19 protein-coding genes are annotated in these 22,089 nt (G+C 48.3%); 12 read left to right on the top strand and 7 right to left on the bottom strand.

Going from position 1 to position 22,089, the window contains the following annotated elements; translation table 11 throughout:
* The first annotated feature begins 95 nt into the window (after window positions 1-95).
* The gene (locus FS628_RS08695) at window positions 96-596 is read left to right on the top strand and encodes a hypothetical protein (protein WP_145320856.1); all 501 of its coding nucleotides are present in this window, start codon (window positions 96-98) and stop codon (window positions 594-596) included.
* 139 nt (window positions 597-735) lie between these two features.
* On the opposite strand, the gene FS628_RS08690 is transcribed toward FS628_RS08695, so the two are convergent.
* The gene (locus tag FS628_RS08690; protein WP_260870986.1) at window positions 736-1,620 is read right to left on the bottom strand and encodes a WYL domain-containing protein; all 885 of its coding nucleotides are present in this window, start codon (window positions 1,618-1,620) and stop codon (window positions 736-738) included.
* Window positions 1,568-2,923 carry a helix-turn-helix transcriptional regulator gene (locus FS628_RS08685; protein ID WP_145320854.1) on the bottom strand — a complete coding sequence of 452 codons (1,356 nt, stop codon included), beginning with the start codon at window positions 2,921-2,923 and terminating at the stop codon, window positions 1,568-1,570. The genes FS628_RS08690 and FS628_RS08685 overlap by 53 nt, the downstream gene beginning before the upstream one ends.
* Before the next feature lie 261 nt (window positions 2,924-3,184).
* On the opposite strand from FS628_RS08685, the gene FS628_RS08680 reads away from it, so the two are divergent.
* Genes FS628_RS08680 through FS628_RS08670 form a run of 3 tightly spaced genes read left to right on the top strand, consistent with a single transcriptional unit; the run spans window position 3,185 to window position 8,204 of the window.
* Complete coding sequence (locus tag FS628_RS08680; protein WP_145320852.1) at window positions 3,185-3,985, top strand: nucleotidyltransferase domain-containing protein; 801 nt, start codon at window positions 3,185-3,187, stop codon at window positions 3,983-3,985.
* Between the two features lie 59 nt (window positions 3,986-4,044).
* Window positions 4,045-5,529: a 3' terminal RNA ribose 2'-O-methyltransferase Hen1 gene (locus FS628_RS08675; RefSeq protein WP_145320850.1), complete on the top strand. Its 1,485-nt coding sequence runs from the start codon at window positions 4,045-4,047 to the stop codon at window positions 5,527-5,529.
* A 59-nt stretch (window positions 5,530-5,588) separates the two neighbouring features.
* Entirely contained in the window at window positions 5,589-8,204 is a 2,616-nt protein-coding gene (locus FS628_RS08670; RefSeq protein WP_145321485.1) for a polynucleotide kinase-phosphatase, read from the top strand.
* A 138-nt stretch (window positions 8,205-8,342) separates the two neighbouring features.
* On the opposite strand, the gene FS628_RS08665 is transcribed toward FS628_RS08670, so the two are convergent.
* Window positions 8,343-8,735, bottom strand: coding sequence for a RidA family protein (locus FS628_RS08665; protein ID WP_145320848.1), 393 nt, complete (start codon window positions 8,733-8,735; stop codon window positions 8,343-8,345).
* A gap of 264 nt (window positions 8,736-8,999) precedes the next feature.
* On the opposite strand from FS628_RS08665, the gene FS628_RS08660 reads away from it, so the two are divergent.
* Entirely contained in the window at window positions 9,000-9,251 is a 252-nt protein-coding gene (locus tag FS628_RS08660) for a hypothetical protein (RefSeq protein WP_145320846.1), read from the top strand.
* Window positions 9,252-9,315: 64 nt separating this feature from the next.
* Here FS628_RS08660 and FS628_RS08655 read toward each other — a convergent pair whose 3' ends face one another.
* Complete coding sequence (locus FS628_RS08655; protein ID WP_145320844.1) at window positions 9,316-10,236, bottom strand: AEC family transporter; 921 nt, start codon at window positions 10,234-10,236, stop codon at window positions 9,316-9,318.
* A gap of 161 nt (window positions 10,237-10,397) precedes the next feature.
* On the opposite strand from FS628_RS08655, the gene FS628_RS08650 reads away from it, so the two are divergent.
* From FS628_RS08650 to FS628_RS08640, 3 genes are all read left to right on the top strand, one after another.
* Window positions 10,398-10,913 (top strand): mismatch-specific DNA-glycosylase, encoded by a 516-nt coding sequence (locus tag FS628_RS08650; protein WP_145320842.1) that lies wholly within the window; start codon window positions 10,398-10,400, stop codon window positions 10,911-10,913.
* Window positions 10,914-11,114: 201 nt separating this feature from the next.
* A complete protein-coding gene (locus FS628_RS08645; protein ID WP_145320840.1) occupies window positions 11,115-11,690 on the top strand; it encodes an RNA polymerase sigma factor in 576 nt (191 codons plus the stop codon).
* Window positions 11,668-13,293 carry a hypothetical protein gene (locus FS628_RS08640; RefSeq protein WP_145320837.1) on the top strand — a complete coding sequence of 542 codons (1,626 nt, stop codon included), beginning with the start codon at window positions 11,668-11,670 and terminating at the stop codon, window positions 13,291-13,293. The genes FS628_RS08645 and FS628_RS08640 overlap by 23 nt, the downstream gene beginning before the upstream one ends.
* A gap of 227 nt (window positions 13,294-13,520) precedes the next feature.
* On the opposite strand, the gene FS628_RS08635 is transcribed toward FS628_RS08640, so the two are convergent.
* Window positions 13,521-14,582: a LacI family DNA-binding transcriptional regulator gene (locus FS628_RS08635; protein WP_186327745.1), complete on the bottom strand. Its 1,062-nt coding sequence runs from the start codon at window positions 14,580-14,582 to the stop codon at window positions 13,521-13,523.
* A 481-nt stretch (window positions 14,583-15,063) separates the two neighbouring features.
* Between FS628_RS08635 and FS628_RS08630 the strand changes: the two genes are divergently transcribed.
* Window positions 15,064-16,383, top strand: coding sequence for a glycoside hydrolase family 125 protein (locus tag FS628_RS08630; RefSeq protein ID WP_145320833.1), 1,320 nt, complete (start codon window positions 15,064-15,066; stop codon window positions 16,381-16,383).
* Between the two features lie 303 nt (window positions 16,384-16,686).
* Here FS628_RS08630 and FS628_RS08625 read toward each other — a convergent pair whose 3' ends face one another.
* Both FS628_RS08625 and FS628_RS08620 read right to left on the bottom strand, forming a co-directional pair.
* A complete protein-coding gene (locus FS628_RS08625; protein ID WP_145320831.1) occupies window positions 16,687-17,742 on the bottom strand; it encodes a Gfo/Idh/MocA family protein in 1,056 nt (351 codons plus the stop codon).
* Window positions 17,743-17,817: 75 nt separating this feature from the next.
* Complete coding sequence (locus FS628_RS08620; protein ID WP_145320829.1) at window positions 17,818-18,705, bottom strand: sugar phosphate isomerase/epimerase family protein; 888 nt, start codon at window positions 18,703-18,705, stop codon at window positions 17,818-17,820.
* Between the two features lie 127 nt (window positions 18,706-18,832).
* Here FS628_RS08620 and FS628_RS08615 point away from each other — a divergent pair, with 127 nt between their 5' ends.
* Genes FS628_RS08615 through sigJ form a run of 3 tightly spaced genes read left to right on the top strand, consistent with a single transcriptional unit; the run spans window position 18,833 to window position 22,008 of the window.
* Window positions 18,833-19,729: a helix-turn-helix transcriptional regulator gene (locus FS628_RS08615; RefSeq protein ID WP_145320827.1), complete on the top strand. Its 897-nt coding sequence runs from the start codon at window positions 18,833-18,835 to the stop codon at window positions 19,727-19,729.
* A 58-nt stretch (window positions 19,730-19,787) separates the two neighbouring features.
* Window positions 19,788-21,107 (top strand): phytoene desaturase family protein, encoded by a 1,320-nt coding sequence (locus FS628_RS08610; RefSeq protein WP_145320825.1) that lies wholly within the window; start codon window positions 19,788-19,790, stop codon window positions 21,105-21,107.
* Window positions 21,097-22,008 (top strand): RNA polymerase sigma factor SigJ, encoded by a 912-nt coding sequence (gene sigJ / locus FS628_RS08605; RefSeq protein ID WP_145320823.1) that lies wholly within the window; start codon window positions 21,097-21,099, stop codon window positions 22,006-22,008. The genes FS628_RS08610 and sigJ overlap by 11 nt, the downstream gene beginning before the upstream one ends.
* The last annotated feature ends 81 nt before the right edge of the window (window positions 22,009-22,089 follow it).

Raw genomic sequence — 22,089 nt, 5'->3', positions numbered from 1 at the left:
AATTATACGTAAGTTTAGATATAATGTGTGTGAAAGTACGATTGAATAGTTATGTTTAGGGAAAGGATCATTGAACTGGGAAAGGAGAAATCGTTATGGAATTATACTTCAGGGATAACTTTTTTAATGCCGGTTACACCGAGATTATGAATCCGAATCAGGAACAGGCAGGGCATCTGGATTTGAAAAGTGTCTTTGGCTCTTCGCTCGATGTATCAGATAACTCGGGATTGGTTTGCAGCGGCAAATTCCGCATGTTAACCAATCGCTGGGACATCACTGCAGCAGATGGGCGACATCTGGGTGTGCTTCGGGCGAGGTTCAGTTTCTTTAGCAAAAAGTATGAATATGACGCAGGATCACGTGGAATGTATGATGTGTCTGCTCCAACATTTTCGCAGGAATATGATATAAGCGGCAGTGGTGGCCGCATCATGGCCAGTTTCCGTCGCACCAGCGGCTGGTTTAGTTCCGGGGCATTCGTATTAGACAACCAGTCGGAACAACTGGACACGTATGAATTAATTGCGGTGGTCATGGGCGTACACGCGATTAATAAAAGACGGAATTCGGCTGCCAGCAGTGGTGGAACGTAATGCAGAATCATGGGGTTCACGGCAGTTAGGTAGTTCTACAGGAATAGAGGAATAAGGTCTGGATGATATCATCCAGACCCTATTTGCATAGATGGGTTTGCTTTTGACCAATAGGCGTAGTTAACCCACTCTAATAAAATCAATGGCCATCAGCGTTCACGCGAGGTTCTTCATCATGCTGGTGCGATATGATGCCTCGTGTGCGTTCAGAATGCTGATCAGGTTCAGCTTGCGCATAACGGGCTAGTGCCTTTGCAGCGGTCTCGGACATGCGCTCACGCAGTACCGTGTGGTCCGCGATTCGAACCCGTTTGCCCAGAAAACGCATCTTGGATAAGACATAGTCCATCTCATTCCGCGGGACGGTCAGCTCGATCCGATATGTCTGCTGGGCTTCCATGTACTCGACCTGCTTCTCAAAGCAGGAGAAGGCATAGAGGATTCGGGACAGCTCCTGATTGAATTCGGGCAGGACTTCAATGGTGATGGTCGTTTTACGCTTCTCCGTTATCGCAGCAATTCGGGCAGTATAGCCAGAAGCGGTATCCGGCTCAACCTGCTGGGCTTCCACGGTAACGATGCTGTGCAGCTTGGTAGACATGAGTTTGTCGAAGCGAGGGGCATACCAGAGCACATACCATTCTTTTTTGACCATGGAATACTCCAGTTTATACGGGAAGCCGAATTCATCCTGACTCGTGCGTCCATTGCGGACGCGACCGATCAGTCGAAATCCCTGGTGATGGAGAATAATTAGCCGTAACTGTCTAAGCAGTGGGTGAGAGACGCTGTTTTCTTCGCTTTTGGCTTTTTCGGTCAGGTAATCCTGAAGGTTCAGGTCCTGCTCACCATTCAGCATGTTGTGCATTTTATCCAACGTTACAGGGCTCAGCGCTTCTCTCGCAGCAGGGTGATTCAGCATCATGCGAAGCCAGGCCCTTTCCTGTGAGGTCCAGGTGAACAGTCCGGTTTCATTCAATCGCGTCATCATCTGGTAATTGAACATCTTCTCGAACAGGTTCATAATATTCTGCAATCTCCTTCCATTCCTTGATCATCTCCTGGCGTAGTCTCTGGGGCGCGATTATCTCGCAGCTTGAGCCAAAACTCCGCAACCACGGTTTGATCTCGGTGGTACCGTTGACCTGAATTTCGTAGAGAAAGGTATGGTCTGTTTCGGGCATAATCTTGCCCCATTGACCTTGCAGACGAACCCGATCCAGGATGAAATTGCGCTGACCACGCTCCGGGTGGAAAAAGCGAGCTTGAACCGTCACGGTATTGCCCGTATCCACGAGCCAACTGTAGCGACTGATGTCAGTCCATTGTTGCTTCAATTCGAGCATATATTCTTCTTCTATTGAATCTTGTTCCTCCAGCTGTGTGATGCCTTCCATGCGGAATTTCACAAAGCCGCGGCGGCCCTGATATCCAATCACATACCAACGACCATACTGATGGTCATAGACCACTTCAAGGGGCACGATCAGGTTGGATCGTCCGCCTGCTTCCCGTTCAAAACGTGGATTCGTATTTTGTGAACTGTAGCTGGATGGTTTTTTGGGTGAAAAGTACAAGAACTGCACACGTTTGCGCTGGCGAATCGCACCAAGCAGCGTGTAGAGATGAGCTTCATCCAGGATACGAGAATAATAGTGATACTTATAGATAAAGGGTTCGGTAGCTTCTTCTTGCGGATAACTTGCCGTAATGGCTTTCTTCAGACTATCCCGCAATAAGTACCCCTGTACGGAAGGCACCTGAGTGTTCGCCATCATATCCACAAAATCATATAACTCCAGCTGTTCCTCCACCGTTAATTCGGTAAGGACGTCCTGTTGCAAGGCATAGCGATACGGTCTGCCACCGGGCTCTTTTCGAATAACTCCAACCTCTTCCAGATACTTCAGATCAGAGCGAATGGTTTTCTCGTCAGGTAACGCCAGATCTTCCGGCAGATCAGCACAGCAGGCATCCAGCAGCTCCATAGCGGTCAGGGCTTTATCTTGTAAGGTATGCAAAAGCACAGAGAGTCGCTGAACTTCAGTCTCTTTCATCGACTTAGCGCGGAAGAGGAAGAGCAGCATCGGTTCAGCGGATTCTCCATACTGGAAGCGGACGAGGTCCGCCATTTCCCGGCTAGCTTCAGCACCTGAACGTTGATCAGCGACGCTCTGCATGATTTCTTTTAATCTGCGATTGGTTTTATCAAAGGTATGTACGGATATGCCAAGCCGCTCGGCATACTGTTTGCGGTTATACGCACCGCTTGTTAGGGATAACATGCGTAAGAACTGAATTTCTTTGTCAAAACTCTCTCTTGCCATGAACATTCACTCCTTGTTATCCCTTCATTGTAGCAGGAAGAGTGGCCGGTTTCATTTAAACTTATGAAGGTAAACGATAATTTAATGAGTTATGAAAGTGATTCGTCGCCATACTTCTGCCATGTTCGTATGATCATGCTTGGGTCATAATGAGGGTATGAGCGAGGCAGGGACACGCGTTTAATCGATCTGGTGAACAATGCGAGAAGGGAATAGGAATCCGTGATACATAATGAAATTTTCTAAAAGGAGGCGACTGACATGACTCATGTTCATGAAGAAATGAGAGATACGATTAGACAACAGCTAAAGCAGATTGAACAGGAGGAGCAGGTACGGATTATCTATGCCTGTGAATCCGGCAGTCGGGCGTGGGGGTTTCCTTCACAGGACAGTGATTATGATGTGCGTTTCATATATGTAAGACCGCTGGAATGGTATTTGTCGATTGAGGATAAAAGGGATGTGATCGAACGCCCAATCAGTGATCAGCTCGACATCAATGGTTGGGATCTGCGCAAGGCCTTGAAGCTGTTTCGCAAATCCAATCCACCGCTGCTGGAGTGGTTGCAATCACCCATTCAGTATGATGAACAGTATAGCGTGGCACAGCATATTCGTGCACTGTCGCCTTTGACCTTCTCGCCCAAATCCTGCATGCATCATTATCTGAATATGGCAAAGGGCAATTTACGAGATTATTTACAAGGTGAGCAGGTGAAGATCAAAAAGTATTTCTACGTGCTGCGCCCCTTGCTGGCCTGTGGCTGGATCGAACGTTACGATGCGATGCCACCGATGGCATTCGAAGAGCTGGTGCAAGAACTTGTACCTGTGACTACACCGCTGTATACGGAGATTCATGAATTGCTGCGCCGGAAAAAGGCGGGCGAGGAACTGGATCTGGAGCCGCAGTTGCCAGCAATACAGGCTTTTTTGGTAGAGAAGATCGAGCATGTTGAACGACTGGCCGGCCAGATGGAGAATGAGCAAATAATTCAATTTGAAGAATTGGACCGGATTTTTCGCTCTGCATTGCAAGAGGTGTGGGGAACTAATTAGGGCTTGATGACAACGGAAATCGTGAAAGAGAATGGAATTGATCCGAAGGAGGAGAACCGATGCATCTAATCTTGAAAGCAAGCGGCGCTGACGCGGGAGTTGTATCCCATCTGTTAGCGAAGAATCCGCTGAATATATATGACCGCGTAGACAAAGGTGTGCGTGTAAGAATGGTGTACACTGCGGCTACAGAGAACGAAACAGAAGTACTGATTCATGCCGAGCCTGATCCTGTGGATCTGGTCAGAGGTACACCTGATGGATATGACATTACGCAATATATTAACGATCGTGAGTTCGTGACCAGCAGTCTGTTCTGCTCCTACATACGTGCGGCGCTCGGGACGGCCCTGAATGGTAAGCCGAAGGAAGACTATGTGCAGTGGGTGAATCATGCCTTCGAACTGGAACTGAAATTTGGCCCAGTGGCTTCCGATCTGCCCGATAAGGTTGTGGAGGAATTATTCTCGCCATTAGGATACTCCGTTTCGGTGGAACGTGGAGAGCTTTCGTATTCATTTGATCTGAAAAATAGAAGCACGGTTCGCCATATCATCCTGCGTGGTCGTAACACGGTACAACATGCGCTGCGTCAGCTTTTTCTGCTGATTCCAGTGCTGGATAATTACAAACATTATTTCATCAGTGAAGATGAGATCGATAAAATCAAACGATATGGTGAAGGGTGGCTGGATGCTCACCCACTGAAAGAACTCATTGTGAAGCGTACGTTGCGTTTTGCCGAACTGATCCGACAGTATGAGCGACAAGAGGGTGCTTTGTCTGCGTCTTTTGGACAGGAGAGAGGAATAGGTCACATCTCGGAGGCGGTTATTCAGGAGGTTAACGTGGAACATCGAGAAGACGGAGAACAAGAGCAACGTGGGTCCGAGTCTGTTAGCGATGGCAGCCAGTCAGAACCTCCTGTGAGGTTAAACGAGTTGCGTTATCGTGCAATCACAGATGTGGTTGCAGCGTTACCAGTGAAACGGAGCATTGTAGATATGGGAGCCGGGGAAGGCAAGCTGTCTGCCCGGTTGGCGTACATTCCTGGTGTGGAGGCCATTCTGGCCGTTGAACCTTCCGGTCAGTCACGACTTCGGGCCATGGAGCGCTTCGCGAAGCTGGAGGGTCGTTCTGGACTAGTGGCTATGCCGGAGCCGATCATCGGTTCATTGTTTTATTTTGACGAGCAGCTGCAAAACCAGGACGTTATGATTCTGTGCGAAGTGATTGAGCATATTGAGGAATATCGGCTGAATGGAATTATGGATACGATCATGAACGAATATCAGCCAGAAGTGCTGCTGATCACTACACCGAACAAGGAATATAACGAAGTGTACGCTATGGAGCAGGAAAGTTTCCGTCACCATGATCATCGCTTTGAGTGGACCCGTGCGGAGCTGGCTTCCCGGTGTGAGGAATGGACGCAGCAGGAGAACTATGGCTATGAAATTAAGGGTATCGGTGAGCAAATAGAAGGCTATGGACAACCTACCCAACTGGTCATTTTTGAGCGAAGAAAGGAGAGTCATTCATGAGGAGAAAAATAAGACCTAACGAAATATCGGATACAGGCAGGGGACAGCAGGATCGGGAAATGGGGACGGATGAAAGACAGCGTGAGATTCATCTGCCACATGCAGGTATTGTCGTTCTCGTCGGCCCGTCCAACAGTGGCAAAAGTACGTTACTGGATCGTCTTGTTGCTGAAAGCGTCATTCGCCGCACGGAAGCAGTCTCGTCCGATCAATTCCGCATGTTGGTTGGGGATGATGAGTATGTGGATTGGAAACATCGACCCCGCAGCGAAGCGGATGTGATCTATGCGGAGTATCAGCAAGTATCGGCTAAAGCATTTGAAGCGATGGAGGCGATGCTGGCAACCCGCTGCCGTCTGAACAAGTTGACCTGGGTGGATGCGACACATCTGTATCCCGAGGATCGCGAGCGCCTGATTCAGGTGGCAAGAAAAGCTCATGTGCCTGTAATTGCTGTGGTACTGGATATCCCTGAAAAAGAACTGCTGGAACGTGATGCCCAACGGGAGTATCCGCGTGGACGTCAACGGGTGAAGCAGCAGGTGCAGCAGTTCAAGCGTACATTACGCTCCATCCGTGAGGATGGCTTCGATGCCAGCTATGTGCTGAAGCAGCCGGATGAGATTACATTTGTCCGCACATCCAATCCGCTGGTGATTGATATGGGTACAGGTATTGATATCATCGGAGATATTCATGGTTGTTACGATGAAATGATGGAATTAATCGTCCGTCTAGGGTATGTGGACGAGGATGGAACTGGTCTGTACCGTCACCCCGAAGGACGCAAATTGGTCTCCGTTGGTGACGTAACGAGCCGTGGGCCAGAATCGTTAAAATGTCTGTTGTTCTGGCAACGACATTGTGCCGCCGAGCTTGCCTATATGATTGACAGCAATCACGGCTGGAAGATTGCACGTTATCTGGATGGTCGAGACGTGTCGCTGAGTCACGGTGACGAACGGGTGGAGATGGAACTACTGCAGCTTGAGCAGGAGCAAGGTCAGGAGACAGCAAAGCGAGTACGTGCAGAGCTAAGGACCTTTCTGCTTGATGCACCATCTCATCTGGTCTTTTCCCGCAACGGGGTAAGACAAGTGGTTGTTGCACACGCAGGGATTCGAGATCATTTTATCGGAAAACATTCCAAACGTATTCAGGATTACTGCCGGTATGGCGATGTGGAAGGAACGGATGAGCAGGGGCGGCCTGTGCGCAAAGATTGGTACGTGGATCACAATTCGGGTGAATGCATTGTCTGGGGACATGATCCCCGTCCATACCCTACGATTGTGAATGATACGGTCAATATTGATCAAGGCGTCGTTTTTGGTGGCATGCTCACTGCATGGCGAATGCCAGAACGTGAGGCAGTCAGTGTTCCGGCCAAGCAGGATTATGCGGGAGATCCAGATAGCCCATTAAAGCGCTGGGAACAGCGGCGTTTTGCTCCACCCAACATACGTAAGTTCAAGGAGGGCTTCACGGTTCAGACAGCATCCAAACTTGATGTATCTGTGCACGGTGAGGTGGCGAAGACGGCGATTGATACGTTTTCCCATTATACTGTGCCGCTGGAAGAACTGATCTACATCCCGCCTACAATGAGTCCTCCGCCGGGTGTATGCTCCGTAGAGGGATACCTGGAGCATCCACAGGATGCGTTCCAATATTATCGCTCACAGGGCGTTACCCGTATGGTTGCCGAGAAGAAACACATGGGCAGCCGGGCCATTTTGCTTCTTTTCCGCGATGAGCAAGCTGCGGTGCAGCGAGTGGGCCGACCGATGGTGGGTAACATTGTGACCCGGACGGGCAGATCCTTTTTTGACCCTTCGACAGAGCAAGATGTGCTTTCCAGATTACATGCGGACTTGACCACAGATGGTTATTTTGACCGTCATCAGACAGAGTTCGTACTGCTCGATGCGGAGATTGTTCCTTGGAATCTAAAAGCGCGTGAGCTGATTGCTTCACAGTATGCACACGTGGCCGAAGCCTCGCTCATGGATCGCTCTACGGTGCTGGACAAACTGCGTGAAGCTGAAGCGGCAGGCCGGAATGTAGATGAGTGGTTACAGGAAACAGCAGGTAAACTCGCTAATGCCGAGACATTCCGCGATGTATTCCAAAAATACTGCTGGGATGTGGAGGATATCGGGGACATACGGATTGCACCGTTCCACACACTGGCACATAGCACGGGAGCATTTTGGGAGCAAACACATGAATGGCATATGGAACAAAACCGTGAGTTCGCTCGCATGTCGACCATGATGATGGAGACAGAATATCGCGTAATCGCAAGTGAGGCAGATGAAGCGGATGTCATTCGTTGGTGGGATGAGATTACGGCGGAAGGACACGAGGGTATTGTGATCAAGCCCGAAACGTTCCGCACCTGGAACGGAAATAAAATCATCCAGCCTGCGATTAAAGTACGAGGACGTGCATATTTGCACATCATCTATGGGATGGATTACCTTGCACCCGAGAATCTGTCCCGACTTCGTAAACGCAAAACGTCCAAAAAAGAACGCCACGCCTTAATGGAGAGTGCCTTGGGCTTGGAGGGGATTGAGCGCTTTATACGCAGGGAGCCAGTGGAACGAATTCACGAATGTGTGCTTGCAACGCTATCGCTGGAGTCGGAGCGGGTAGACCCGCGTTTGTAAATTGTTAAATAAAAGAATAAATGATGAAGCAGGTTCGGAGTTTATCCGACCCTGCTTTTTTTTGTATATGAACTTCGTTATAGTGAGTAATTTATCAGGTCGTTTTTCTTAGTGCTGGAGCGTTAGGGATTTTCCGAATCAGTTGGTATGTGCAACAGCGCGAATCTCAATCAGTTGATGAGGGAAGGCGAGCCCCGATGTGCCAACCATCGTAACAGCCGGACGATGAGTACCAATATACTCTTTATACACAGCAACACATGGCTCAAGATGCTCCTGTGGATGAACCAGGAAAATCTCCAGTTCCGCAATGTTCGACTTGGTCACATCGAATGCGGCGAGCACGCGATCCAAGTTATCGAGTGTCTGGCGAACTTGTGCTTCAATATCACCCTCACCGATAAACGTTCCCTGCATATCATGCGAAAATTGTCCTGCAATGTAGATCGTACCGTTAACGCTGTATCCCTGAGCCACGCTGAATGCTTCTTCCCACGGGACACCGTGGCTATAGATTTGAGCTTTAGACATATGTATCTCTCCTTTGGAATTCAAGATAAACGGAGAAAAATAACTTGGGCAGTACGCACTTTCATGACAGTGACTATCTATAAGGATAGTGTGAACACGGTGTTTGTGAGCCTAACGACTCATTTCAGAGAATCTTTATATCAGGATATTTAATTTTGGTATAACTAACTTAAGTCCTATATCCTTCCACTAGAATGTGGGTAATAATTATAGTAGGCAAGCGATTACTGGAATCTCATAACGTAACGATAGGGGGTAACCTGTATGGCATCTATGATTCTTCTGGTGAAACAGACGGAGGACGATGAGAAGGTTATTTATCGATTCGGACCGAATGAGCGCAAGATGGGGCTCATTGAGATGAATAAGATCAAGGAAAGTGTGAGGGAACTGGAACCTGTCCAGGTGGATGGGGTAAGTCCGAGTTTTTTCTTTAACCGAGCCGCGCAGCGACTGGTACGATGTTTATTCAGGGAAGGCGGCAAGTTCCCGGAACGAACGACGTTTGAATCATAGTTTTAGCACTTCAAAAAACAAGCCCACAACCCTGTTCATGGGTCATGGACTTGTTTTTTTATGTTCAGAACGTTTTGGCATAAGAGATCAGTGCCGTAATCGTAATGATATTGAGCAACGTTGAGATCAGTACTGTCTGGGCTGCAAAATCGGGTTCATTATCGTATTCTTCCGCCAGGATGGATGCATTAACACCAGTAGGCATACCTGAAGCGATAATGAGTGCCTGTGCAGCGATACCTTCCAATCCAAGCAGAAGCACAATCGAAATCCCGATAGCCGGGCCAATCAGAAGACGCAAAAATGTGCTAATATACACATCAAGACGATACAATCTGATGGGATATTTAACAATCTGTGCTCCGAGTGTCAGAAGCGCCACGGCAACCATACTTTGCTGCGCATAGGTCAGCGGCATGGACAGGAACGTAGGCAAGGGAACCTTCCACATGTGGAACAGAATCCCCAGCAAGAGTGCATACGGAACGGGCATTTTAAGAAATCCAATAATCACCGCACGGTAATTGCCCTTGAGCTTCGCTCCCTGTATGGACAATACGCCATAGGTGAAGGTCAGTAATGCCTGCAAAGACATCACCAATGCCTGAATGGAAGAGGCCAGTGGATCACCGCGGAATACGAGTGCATTGATGGGCAGACCATAGTTGCCTGCGTTATCCAGCATAATACTGTTGTTGAAGGCAGCCTTCATGCCTTTATTCATCCGAAGTGAACGCGCAAATATAGAACCTACAATATAAAGAATCAATACATATATTGCGTAAAAGAGTGTCACGGTCCCGAGCAGTTCGCCCGACATATCCGAGTGATACATGCTCATAAAGACGGCTGCGGGGGTAATACAATAGAAATTGATTTTGGCGAGTGTGTACAAGTCCAGCTTGAACACTTTTTGCATCCAGGACCCTACGGCGATCAGGAGAAAGACGGGCAGGACGACTTCTAGCATGATGTCTGCAATCATCAGTTTCAGCTTCCTTTTTCATGAAAATTTCAATCCGGTTTCGAAAATGCTTTGCTCATTATATCATTTTATAGACGAGCATTTTGCATAAATCCAAAGAGTGACTTTCAATCAGCAAGATATCGATCGAAATGCTAAAAAAGATAAGGGGGTCTCCCATTATGATTCCAGATCATCTGGATATTGGTTTATCCATTCTGTTTATCGGATTTAATCCGAGCATTACGTCAGGTGAAACCGGACACCACTATGCCTACAAGGGCAATCGCTTCTGGCGCATTCTTGAACGGTCGGGATTGACCCCGCGTTTATACGATGCACAGGAGGACGGCGAACTGCTGAAGCTGGGATATGGATTTACTAATATCGTGGCCCGGCCCACCAGAGGCATGGAGGATATTACGAAGGGAGAGTACGCAGAAGGACGACAGATTTTACGGCAAAAGCTGGAGAAATATCGACCGGATATCGCCTGTTTTGTTGGGAAAGGGGTATACACCCAGTACAGCAAGCGCGCCAAAGTGCAATGGGGATTCCAGGATGAACCGGTCGTCAAGGAGATCCAGGAGTTCGTCGCTCCGTCGTCCAGTGGACTCGTGCGCATGTCGATGGATGAGATTGTGGCTATCTATTCACAGCTTGCTGATTTTGTTGCGGAGAAGAACAGGGAAGATTAAAGGCAAGAACAAGTGCAGCTCCAAGGTCATCTATAGAGAGAATCGTGCTTCGGAATTAACATATGTGTATTCAGAGTTCACCCAGTCGGCTTCGCCGATAAGGGCGAATTCTTTTTTTTGGATAAAGTGAGAGGTTTCGGGAACGGCTTCCGTCTATATAGTACAGAACCATGCATGGAAGCTGTAGAGAAGGGGGATTACATGACTCAACAGATACCGGAGGAGGAGCTTATTCAGCGCATTGTTGCAGGGGATAAGCAGTTGTTCTCCGTGCTTGTGGATCGATATAAAAATAAAGTCTACGGCATCATGCGCGGAATGGGCGCGAGTCATCCGGATGCACAGGATCTCGCTCAGGATACGTTTATTCGCATCTATCGCTATCTCCCGTCGCGGCGGGAGGGAAGTCGTTTCTCGTCGTGGGTGTACACCATTGCGGTGAATCGGATGCGGGATTTTATACGGGAAAAGAAACCCGTCATGTCTCCGGTCGATCAAGGGATCGAACCTGTCAGTAATGAAACACCGGAAAAACGTGTGCTGCATAAAGAGATGCAGCGTGAAATATATCGACAGCTCGAACAGTTACCTGAATCGTATCGCCTGGTGTTATTACTGAAGTACACAAACGAGTTGAGCTATGAAGAGATTGCAGACATTACAGGCATGAGTTCAACCAAAGTGCGCAACGCCCTTTATCGCGGAAAAAAAACGCTGAGGAAGCAAATGGAACGCAAAGGAGGTTTAGCTACGTATGAAGCCTATTTCAAAGGATGAAGATCGGTTGTGGGAAGAGCATTTGTATCGAGAGGAGCCGGATGCGGATTTTACGCTTAAGGTCATGCAGAAGCTGGATGGCGTGTCTATGGAAAGTGGAGAAGATCAGTATCCATTCGTGAAAAAATCCATGAGAGCGCATTGGATGCGCCGGACTGGAATCGCCGCAGCGGCAGTTGTGATTCTTGCGGGAGGGGCCTGGTTTGCTTTTGACCTTACGACAGAGCCATCCTCCCCCTCAGTGAGCGCTGTGGATCGTCCCCCGCTACCGAACATGCCTGTGCCGGAAGAGTTGAAATATTCCTATTTTGCAGATGATTATAAACGTCTTAAACCTCTCGGACTTGTGGTTAATCCGGATATCAATATCAATGACCAGGGCTACACGCTTAAAATTGAAGACGTGCTTGTAGACCGATCTCATATGGTAATGACCATGCAACAAACAACACCTGATGGATTAGGGTTATCACGGTCACTGTCTGCGATGGGGAGAATTCATGTTACGGATGAAGAGGGGCGACAGGTTGCTACTCTTGCAAGAGATACCAGAACTAAGGGTTCCGTAACTGAACGATTGTTATTCCAGTTCCATGATGAAATTCCGGATCAAGTGGTCGTGCGGGGTGAACTTCGTAATTTAAATGTGGGCAGATATTATGATTACGAGAAGAAATCCTACGAAGATAGAGATGTTACGGTGGATTGGAGCTTCAAATTCAATATCGATATGACCAAAGCCAAATCATTGGCTGTTGAAAATTCTATGGATAACACATATACGACGCCAGAAGGGCTAAAGCTCGATATGACCCAGCTTGTACGCACGCCAAACGGAACCCGGCTTGACCTGAATGTGAGTCTGGATGATGAACTTCGTGCCAAAGTTGATGAGGATTGGGCGAACTATATGAGCATCATCTACCATCTTGAGGTTCCTGAAACAAATGAATACCGAATTTTCAATGGGATAAGACCAGATGCCCGTCAAGCCAAGTTTCGGCTCCAAGATCTGAGTGAATTAAGGAATGGTGGGCCGTTGAAGTTGTCGGAGACATGGGACCCTGCATTAGTAACGGTAGATGCGAAGGATATTCGCTTTGTTTTGGACGGTTACACGATTCCTGTGAGGGAAGAGAAATCAGTGGAAGTTGATTTGGGAAAACTGGAAAAAAGGCGTAAGGACGACACTAAATTTTATACTTTTGTAGCATTTGAACAGCTTGGAGATAAAATATTAATCTATGATTTTGATTACGAGCCAGTGATGGAATCATATGATCCTCCGAAGATTGATGTAAAGAAAGGGTATTCACTAGTTCTAAAGGGAAGTGGGACGTTCCGAAATGCCTTCATGGGTGATCGCTGGATGGCAGTAGATTCGGAAGGAAAAGAGTATCCTGTTGAAGTGATCGGTCATCCGGATCAGCCTAATAATAACGGTGAATACGTTGAAGATGACCTGCAATTGAAAATTCGGGGTTTTAACGAAGAAAAGGGTACAAAATTCACTTTGAAAAGAACGGTGGTTAATCGAGAGTATCGGGATGTGAATTGGGAAGTGGATCTTCCGTCGTACAGTAGTCTGCCTTGGTTGAAATAGCAATTAGTACTTTTTAATCCTCAGCCATGAGGTAAATGAAGCCTTGAATGAATGGCATAAGTATGGATCAATAGATTGGATTCTGGAAGTTTAGATAGACATATAAAGTATACGAAAAAGGCTCTGCAAAATGATATGCGGGGCCTCTTTCGTATGGTTCAGATTGAGGAAGGAAAGGAAGTATCCAATGAATATGTCCATCCAAAGAGAGCTTTTATCCTCTCCAGTTAAGCCGATTCCCTTGGAATCAACGTGGTCGATAACATGACGGTTTCCTTCGGCGTTCCCGGGCGTTCGATCCGACGTTGTAAAGCCTCGACGGCGCGCTGTCCGAGTTCCTCTTTGCACAGATTAACTGTGGTCAGAGGCGGGGAGGACGTAACTGCAGAATGTACATTGTCGATACCGATGACAAGGCAATCTTTAGGCGTGGAGATGCCCATCTCCTGTAATTTGTGCATCCACTGCAAGGCAATATCATCATTAACACCGATCCAGGCATCAGGGCGCTCGTCATCTGGCATATTTTGAATTGTAGTAGCCAACGGGTTAACCCATTCTCCGTTCTCATAAGGAATATTCCATTCCCTGAAGCTGGTAGTGTGACTGGTGTCCACATGAAAATGGTTCAGAGCCAGTTCAATGCCGATCTTCCGCTGCGCGAAGCTGGCAGCACGACCATCATCTGTGATTAGGCCAATTCGTCGGCAATTCATAGACATTAGATATCTCGCCACGGTGATGCCAGCTTCCAGATTATCATGGCTGATCGTATCACAATTCAGCAGTGGTTCCTGATGATCTACCAGAATAATAGGACGGCCGGTCTGAGAGAGTCGTTGCAGAACCGGATGAGGAAAAGCGCCCATGACAATAATGCCGGCACAACGTTCCCAGTCCAAATGTGGAGCAATAGCTTTTTCGGGAGAGGTGTTCTCATCCGTCACTCCGAGTGAGGGAGATACAATCGCATGATGCCAACCGCGTTCATTACAGGCGGAGATCATGCCTGACAGAACACGCTGCCAGTAGTGGGGTTCACCACGGTTGAGCTGATTCATGCATATGAGAGCGAACGGTGGATCGGACGGATCTGCATGGTTTGCAGCAGCAGGACTATTGCTAGTACCTGGAGTGCTTTGGCGATACCCCAGAGCCCGAGCGAGTTCCAGTACCCGTGCGCGTGTCGCTTCACTGACGCCCGTCTTGCCGCTGAGTGCACGGGAGACGGCATATTTGGATAATCCGAGCTGGTCAGCCAGCGTCTGAATGGATACTTTACGTGACATATCATTACTCCTTTGTATGTAAGCAATTTGCATAAATCGAATGAGCGGCTTGATGAATGATGCAAAATGCAGATATAAAAAATGGATTGAATTGTTCATTGAGATGACCTTTATGAATTGACGATCATCTTCTGACACAGTACACTTACAAATAATAATGTTATTATAAATTATCATAACAAAAATAACAATAGAGTTAGGGTCATATAGTCAATCTAAACCAATCTATATAAGTTGAACTAATCATTTACACGATAACGGAGAGGACAGAAAAAAATTGAAAAAGCGAAGCTAAAAGCTTTCTGCAAGAAAGCTACTTCGGAAGCATACGCTGCGCCTTTATCACCGGATTTCCCCTTTTCAAATGGGAATCAAGAAATCTGGGGATAACAGCGATCGGAAGGTTATTCTGCAATCGGAGTGCTGGTGTAAAAAATTATTAGTTGAACTTAAATAAACCAATTCAAAGGAGACGACATCCATGGAACAGTTCAGATTACCGAAGATCGCCATGCCGCATCTGGAATTGCCGCAAGCTGTGCAGGATATTCTGACTGAGGCAGACGAGCGTTTGCAACATAGGCCGAGATTGCTGGCCCAGTTTCGAAATTGTTTCCCCAATACGCTGGAAACGACCACGAAGCTGCTCGATGATGGGACAACATTTGTGATTACAGGAGATATCCCTGCCATGTGGTTAAGGGATTCAGTAGAGCAGGTTATGCATTATGTTCCGCTTGCGAAGGATGATGAGAAGTTGCAGCGTATTATCGGAGGCCTGATCAAACGGCATACATTCTACGCTGAGATGGATATCTATGCAAATGCGTTCAATGAAACAGCGAATGGATGGCATTGGGATGCCAATGATGAGACGGAGATGTCACCTTGGGTGTGGGAGCGAAAGTTTGAGCTGGATTCCCTTTGTTTCTCCATGAAGCTGGCTTATACATATTGGCGGGAGACGGAACTGACGGATATATTTGACGAGCGCTTCAAGAAAGTGATGGAGAATATCTTACACCTGTGGGAGACGGAACAGCATCACGCAGAGCGTTCACCTTACCGGTTCATGCGCCGTAATTGTCCAGCCCATGATACGCTGCGTAATGAAGGATTGGGTATGCCTGTGAATTATACGGGCATGATCTGGTCCGGTTTTCGTCCGAGTGATGATGCCTGTGATTTTCATTATAATATTCCGGCGAACATGTTTGCTGCGGTAACATTGCGCCAGATGGGAGAGATCGCGAAGTGGGTGTTCAGAGATGAACAGTTGGTGAGTCGAATGGCTCGTTTGGAAGAAGAGATACGACACGGTATTTCTCTGTACGGTACATACCGTCATCCAGAGTATGGGCAGATTTATGCTTATGAGACGGACGGTTACGGTAACTTTTGTCTGATGGATGATGCGGGCACGCCTGGGCTAATGTCCATTCCGTATATGGAGTATGCTTCGATCGAAGACATGGTGTATCAGAACACGCGTCGATTCATTTTGAGCAAGGAGAATCCGTTCTACTATGAAGGGCAGGTAGCCAAAGGCATTGGCAGTCCGCATACCCCTCCGGGATACATCTGGCACATGGCGCTATCCATGCAGGGCTTAACCGCAGACAATGACGAGGAAATGCTGGCCATGATTGAGCTGCTGGAAAACACGGACGCAGGTACCGGATATATGCATGAGGGCTTCCACGCCGATGATCCCAATACGTTCACCAGACCATGGTTTGCTTGGTCCAACAGCCTGTTCTCGCAACTGGTGTACAAGGCAATGAAAAAAGGAATTCTATAAAATGATGAAAGTTCAAAAAAATTGCTCACTGCTCGCGAAGCAGCCGTTCCGGTTACGAATCGTTCTTTCGATCGCTGTTATTCCCGGATTTCCTGATCGACTTTTGTAAAGTCGAAATCCGGTGATAAAGGCGAGCACTTCGTTTCTTCAGAATCGATTTCGTCCCCTGCACTACTTCGCTTTTTATCAGAAACTTTTTTAGAACCTTGTATAGGAAAGGGAAGTGGGTAAAAAACAAGAAAGCCCAAACTGCTGAACTTTGCAGTTTGGGCTTTGTTTATACCGAAAAACACATGTGCTTCGCTATGTGTTTTTCAGCAGATCGGCGATGAACACTTTCTGTCCTGTACGGGCGCTTTCGAGTGATGCGAGGACCATGGCCATACTAAACTGGTTATCACTGCAATCGGTCTCAGGCAATCGCCCGGATTCCAACGCAGCGAACATGTCTTCGAGACAGCCGTGATGTCCTGTTTTGTCCATGACAGGCAGTTCCGCTTCAATCCGCTCACTTGGCTGGAAAAAGGATGGTTTGCCGTCGGCATCCAGGTGTTGCGCAGCAACCACCTCAGCATAGATATCATCATGACCATCCCAGATGGCGGTTCCTTTTTCACCCGTTACGCGCCAGCTTGCTTCCCATGATGTGGGTACGCCCTCTGCGCACCATGAGCCACGATAGTTGAACACGGACCCGTCAGACATCTCAAATATGCATAATGCCATTGCATTGCCCTGATACCAGGAACCTGGAGGGTTGAACTCATGGCAGTAAACCGATACCGGATTGGCTCCGAGAATGTACCGTGCCTGATCGAACGTATGTATCGCCATATCGAGTAGCAACGGACTATCCATCAGATCCCGGAATCCGCCGAAGTGTGGCCCGAGGAAAAAGTCAGCCCCGGCATAACCTACCTGCCCTATAGCTCCGCCGGAAATGAGATGCTGATAGGCACGGATACGCGGATCGAACCGGCGATTTTGCATCACGGCTTGAATGCGTCCTGTGCTGTGAGCGGTTTGCACAATATCTGTGCAGTCGGAGAAGGACTCCGCAAGGGGTTTCTCGCCAAAGACATGACACCCTTCCTTCAGCGCTGTCATGGCAATGCCGTAATGACTCGCCGGAATCGTGACATCGAATACGATATTCGCACCGGTCGCTTGAATGGCCTCACGGATATCGGTGAACGTAGGACAGGTGAGACCATGTCTTGCAGCGAAAGCAGTGGCTGTCTGTTCATACAGATCAACCAGCCCAACGATTTCCGTATCCGGTCTTTGCAAAGCATAGTCTGCCCACGTATTGGCCATGGCGCCACAGCCAGCGATAATTACCTGATAAGCATGACTCATCGTCTCATCTCCTTCGTATGGATTGTGTTTATACAACTTGAATCGTGCATTACAAGGAGTGTTCAGTGAGATTTCCTACACTGGGTTTGGCACAAAATCGCCACCACGGCATTGCTTCAAATATCGTAATGCATGCACCTGTCCGGTCATTTCGAGTTCATCTTTGTACACCGGATCATGCCAGCCTTCAATATCAATCGTGCCCTGGTAGCCGTTCTGACGCAGAATGGTGATAATGTCTGCCCAGTTACTATCCCCGAAGCCCGGAGTGCGGTGCCAGACAAATTCACGTGGTCCATGTACTCCATATTCCTTGACGATATCCCAAGCAATCGTGGCATCTTTACCATGTACGTGGAACACTTTGTGAGCCCATTTACGCAGCTGTGGAAGAGGATCGATCAGGCTGGACATTTGATGGCAAGGCTCCCATTCCAGACCCACATTTTCATCCGGAACAGCGTCGAACATCATCTCCCAGGTTGTCGGGTTATGGGCAATGTTCCAGTCGCCCGTCTGCCAAGTTCCACCCATATCACAGTTTTCAAAAGCAATGCGTACACCCCGGTCTGCTGCCCGGCGCGCCAGTTCACCAAATACTTCTTTGAAACGGGGGATGGACTCGTTAATGGGTTGATCGGTCAGACGTCCGGTGAACCCGGAGACGATATCTGCACCGAAGAGCTGTGCGTGGTCGATGACTCGCTCCCAGCTCGCCAGTGTATCGGCATTGTCCCCAGCTCCAGTTAGCGGGTTACCAAACACACTCACCGCGGAGATGACAATGCCTTGTTCATCGACGATTTCACGAACACGTTTCGCTGTCTCGGCCAGATCCAGATCGCGTGTCGTTTGCCAGAAAGTCAGATTGAATGATTCGAAACCGTGTTGCATGATCTGCGGGATCACTCGGACGGCATCCTGCCCGCCTACAAGGGTACCGATGCGTAATGGATTTTTCATGGTTGTAATTCACTCCAATATTGGCTTATAGTACTTCGTGACACTCATTATAGACGGGGATTAACGGGATGGCTCTAAACAATCTTGTGTAATATTAGTCGGATCTTGTGAAGAGGGGGAAGAAGTCGTGCTGGATCTGAAAGCGCTTCACGAAAATACCCGAATTGATCATAAATCGCACCCGTTTCAGTTGTTCCGAAATCGGTGTTCGGATATGAAAGCCGAAGAATGCATTCTGTATTTGCATTGGCATGAACATTTTGAACTGATTGTCATGCGAAGGGGCAGTGCGTTATTTCATATCGATAGCAAACCTTATGTCGTTCGAGCGGGTGAGGTCATCATCATTCCCGGAGGTGCGTTGCATGTCGGGTATGCCCTGGATGATGGGGATGTGCATTATGATTCCGTCGTGGTTAACCGTGCACTGTTTTATGATTTCACCCATGATCCCGTGCATGAGCAATATGTCGCACCGTATCTGGAAGGCAGGGTGAGATTTCCGGTCAAACCGGCAGAGGAAAACGTAGCCTGTGTAGGCTATTATTCTTTGCTGAATGAAGCTGTAGAGGAAATGGCATCACAGCCCCCGGCTTATCAGCTGGTAGTGAAGTCCAAGCTGCATGCTTTGTTCACTCTGCTTGCTCGTACCTTTATGCCACAGCAGTTGCCGGATAGATCGGTTGGGTCGTATTTTCCTAATCGTGAACGTTTCAAACAGTTGATTGCGCAGATCGAAGCGGACCCCACCGGAAAGATGTCCGTTACGGAAGCGGCAAGCCATGTGGGACTGAATGCGTATCACTTCTGCAAAATGTTCAAAAAGCTGACCGGACGTACCTTTGTAGAATACGTGAACGGGTGCAGGATGAGTGAGGCGGAAAAACTACTGCAAGGCAGCAGTCTGACCATTACGGAGATCGCCGCCAGAGTCGGCTGTGAAAACGCCAATTATTTTACGAAACTGTATAAACAATACAAGGGCATGACTCCCTCCGAGGGGCGGTTGAAGAAGGAAGGTTGAGTCACAAAAATGCTCCGTTCATCGTCATGTATGCATCAAGCGGAAGGGATTGATATACATGATACAGAATCACAATAAGCCGATATGGGATGTTGTCATCGTGGGAGCAGGCATTGCCGGATTAACCGCCTCGATATATCTGGCACGGGCGGGCCAGACTGTACTGTTGCTCGACAAAGGAAAACATCCCGGAGGCCGGGCTATTTCGACTGAGATCGCAGCCGCACGCGTAAACTTGGGAGCCCATGCTCTCAGTAAGAGTGCGCTTCCCATTCTGCAAGAGGTAGGCGTCACACCTACCGGAGCAGTACCGAAACCGCCAGGCACATTGGTGTTCGAAGGAACAAACGGCGGTTATAGGGCGATTCCTCTAGCTCAGCTCTTGCTCGGATCGTTCTTGAAGTGGCAGGAGAAGTCCCAACTCCTTCGGTTCTACACTTCCCTAAGCAAGACAGACACATCTGCTCTGTGTAAAGTTAGTCTGCAGGCTCACTTGGAAGCCCAGATTTCCAGTCCACGTGTGCGCAGTGTCGTGCTTGGTCTCGTTCGTTTGAGCACGTACTGTGATGCTCCCGACCAGCTAAGTGCTGGCGCTGTCATCAAGCAGCTCAAGCAGAGCCAAGTGCTGTATATAGATGAAGGCTGGCAATTCCTCGTCAGCCGGCTAACAGAACAAGCTCAGCAGGCTAACGTGTTAATCCGCACGAGCTCGGTTGTACTGGGCATTGCCGGGAGTTATCCGCAAATGATGGTCACTTTAAAAGATGGATCACAGTTGACGACTCGTCACGTGATATCCACTGCCGGTCCAATGGATACGCTAGCTCTCCTCAATCCCGCTCTTACACCCATGGAAGCGGAAGCCTATAAAAAGTTAACTCCTGTTCGTGCCGCGTGCCTGGATCTCGTCGTATCGGGGATGCCTCAACCAAAGACGAAATTTGTTTTAGGCGCCGATTACCCGTTGTACTACTCCAACCATTCTGCCGCGGCTTCCTTATCAGAGAACCCGGCAAACGAGGTTGTGCATGTCATGAAGTATTTGTCGGCTTCAATCCATTCGGACCCCAGGCAGGATGAACACGAGCTTAAAGGCTTTCTTGATTTCATTCAGCCGGGGTGGCGCAAGCACGTCATTCAGCAGCGGTTCCTTCCGCGAATGCTTGTCTCGCATGGCATCGTCACCGCGGCGAACGGTGGCCTCCCGGGCAGGCCTGGACCTGCGGTCAAAGGAAGACCCGGACTCTATGTTGCTGGCGATTGGGTAGGAGCTGAGGGGATGTTGATTAACGCATCCTTAGCGAGCGCGAAAGAGGCTGCTCAAATGATAATAGCAGGTAGAGAAAAAGATAAGGAAGGGATGTATCATGGAGCTTGACTTGGTATACAGAACGTACAGACCTCTTCTTCTTTCCATCGCATATCGTATGTTAGGATCTGTCACTCATGCTGAGGATTTGGTGCAGGATGCATTTGTAACGGTACAACAGCAGGATATCCATAAGGAGGGTGGCCCTGTTCGTAACCTAAAAGCGTACTTATGCAAAATGGTTACGAACCGTTGTCTGGATTACTTGAAATCAACACGTAAAAAAAGAGAGGTATATATCGGGCCATGGCTGCCGGAACCTCTGGTGCAAGACTATATGGTCGCTCCAGGATCGACTTCAGCAGCGGGACAGGACCCACTCCAAACGATTGAACTGGAAGATACGATCTCGTACGCCTTTCTTGTCATGCTGGATCGGCTAACTCCTATTGAGCGCGCGGTATTCGTTCTACGAGAAGCCTTCGAATTTGATTATTGCGATATTGCAAACTTCGTGAACAAGACGGAGCTGGGATGCCGCAAGATTTACAGTCGTCTCAAACGTAAAATCCAAGACGAGCCGGAAGTCGAGTTGACCCCCAGCGCACAGTCTGAGCAGCTTGCACTTCGTTTCCTCCAGGCCACCTCTACTGGTGATATGGAAGGGCTCTTCAGAATGCTTTCGGACGATATCGTGCTATATAGTGATGGTGGGGGTAAAGTCATGGCAGCAATTAAACCCGTTACATCAAGCCAGCGAGTTCTTGCGTTCATTCAAGGGCTTGTATCCAAAAGTGACAGCACGGGGGCTGTGCGGCTCGTCAAGATCAACGGACAACTTGGATTTGTATTAAGCAGCCCCTCCGAGGCATTCCCAACTGTTGTCAGTCTTGCGTTCAGAAACGACCGCGTTCAACGGATTTATCTCATGCGTAATCCAGATAAGCTGCGGCATTTGAATTTAGGGTAAGATTAATTTGGGAGAGATGGTATTAGACAAACAAAACCCGGATGATCGCCAATCTCTGGCGATCATCCGGGTTATTTTATT

This window comes from Paenibacillus xylanexedens (assembly GCF_007676705.1).
Classification (GTDB): domain Bacteria; phylum Bacillota; class Bacilli; order Paenibacillales; family Paenibacillaceae; genus Paenibacillus; species Paenibacillus xylanexedens_C.
Note: the sequence above shows the minus strand (reverse complement) of the source record. Positions and strands in the feature narration are given on the sequence as shown.

Bases quoted from the DNA above. Each gene is read 5' to 3' on its own strand.
- FS628_RS08695 (WP_145320856.1), top strand. From the start codon at position 96: ATGGAATTATACTTCAGGGATAACTTTTTTAATGCCGGTTACACCGAG.
- FS628_RS08690 (WP_260870986.1), bottom strand. From the start codon at position 1,620: ATGAACCTGTTCGAGAAGATGTTCAATTACCAGATGATGACGCGATTG.
- FS628_RS08685 (WP_145320854.1), bottom strand. From the start codon at position 2,923: ATGGCAAGAGAGAGTTTTGACAAAGAAATTCAGTTCTTACGCATGTTA.
- FS628_RS08680 (WP_145320852.1), top strand. From the start codon at position 3,185: ATGACTCATGTTCATGAAGAAATGAGAGATACGATTAGACAACAGCTA.
- FS628_RS08675 (WP_145320850.1), top strand. From the start codon at position 4,045: ATGCATCTAATCTTGAAAGCAAGCGGCGCTGACGCGGGAGTTGTATCC.
- FS628_RS08670 (WP_145321485.1), top strand. From the start codon at position 5,589: ATGGGGACGGATGAAAGACAGCGTGAGATTCATCTGCCACATGCAGGT.
- FS628_RS08665 (WP_145320848.1), bottom strand. From the start codon at position 8,735: ATGTCTAAAGCTCAAATCTATAGCCACGGTGTCCCGTGGGAAGAAGCA.
- FS628_RS08660 (WP_145320846.1), top strand. From the start codon at position 9,000: ATGGCATCTATGATTCTTCTGGTGAAACAGACGGAGGACGATGAGAAG.
- FS628_RS08655 (WP_145320844.1), bottom strand. From the start codon at position 10,236: ATGATTGCAGACATCATGCTAGAAGTCGTCCTGCCCGTCTTTCTCCTG.
- FS628_RS08650 (WP_145320842.1), top strand. From the start codon at position 10,398: ATGATTCCAGATCATCTGGATATTGGTTTATCCATTCTGTTTATCGGA.
- FS628_RS08645 (WP_145320840.1), top strand. From the start codon at position 11,115: ATGACTCAACAGATACCGGAGGAGGAGCTTATTCAGCGCATTGTTGCA.
- FS628_RS08640 (WP_145320837.1), top strand. From the start codon at position 11,668: ATGAAGCCTATTTCAAAGGATGAAGATCGGTTGTGGGAAGAGCATTTG.
- FS628_RS08635 (WP_186327745.1), bottom strand. From the start codon at position 14,582: ATGTCACGTAAAGTATCCATTCAGACGCTGGCTGACCAGCTCGGATTA.
- FS628_RS08630 (WP_145320833.1), top strand. From the start codon at position 15,064: ATGGAACAGTTCAGATTACCGAAGATCGCCATGCCGCATCTGGAATTG.
- FS628_RS08625 (WP_145320831.1), bottom strand. From the start codon at position 17,742: ATGAGTCATGCTTATCAGGTAATTATCGCTGGCTGTGGCGCCATGGCC.
- FS628_RS08620 (WP_145320829.1), bottom strand. From the start codon at position 18,705: ATGAAAAATCCATTACGCATCGGTACCCTTGTAGGCGGGCAGGATGCC.
- FS628_RS08610 (WP_145320825.1), top strand. From the start codon at position 19,788: ATGATACAGAATCACAATAAGCCGATATGGGATGTTGTCATCGTGGGA.
- sigJ (WP_145320823.1), top strand. From the start codon at position 21,097: ATGGAGCTTGACTTGGTATACAGAACGTACAGACCTCTTCTTCTTTCC.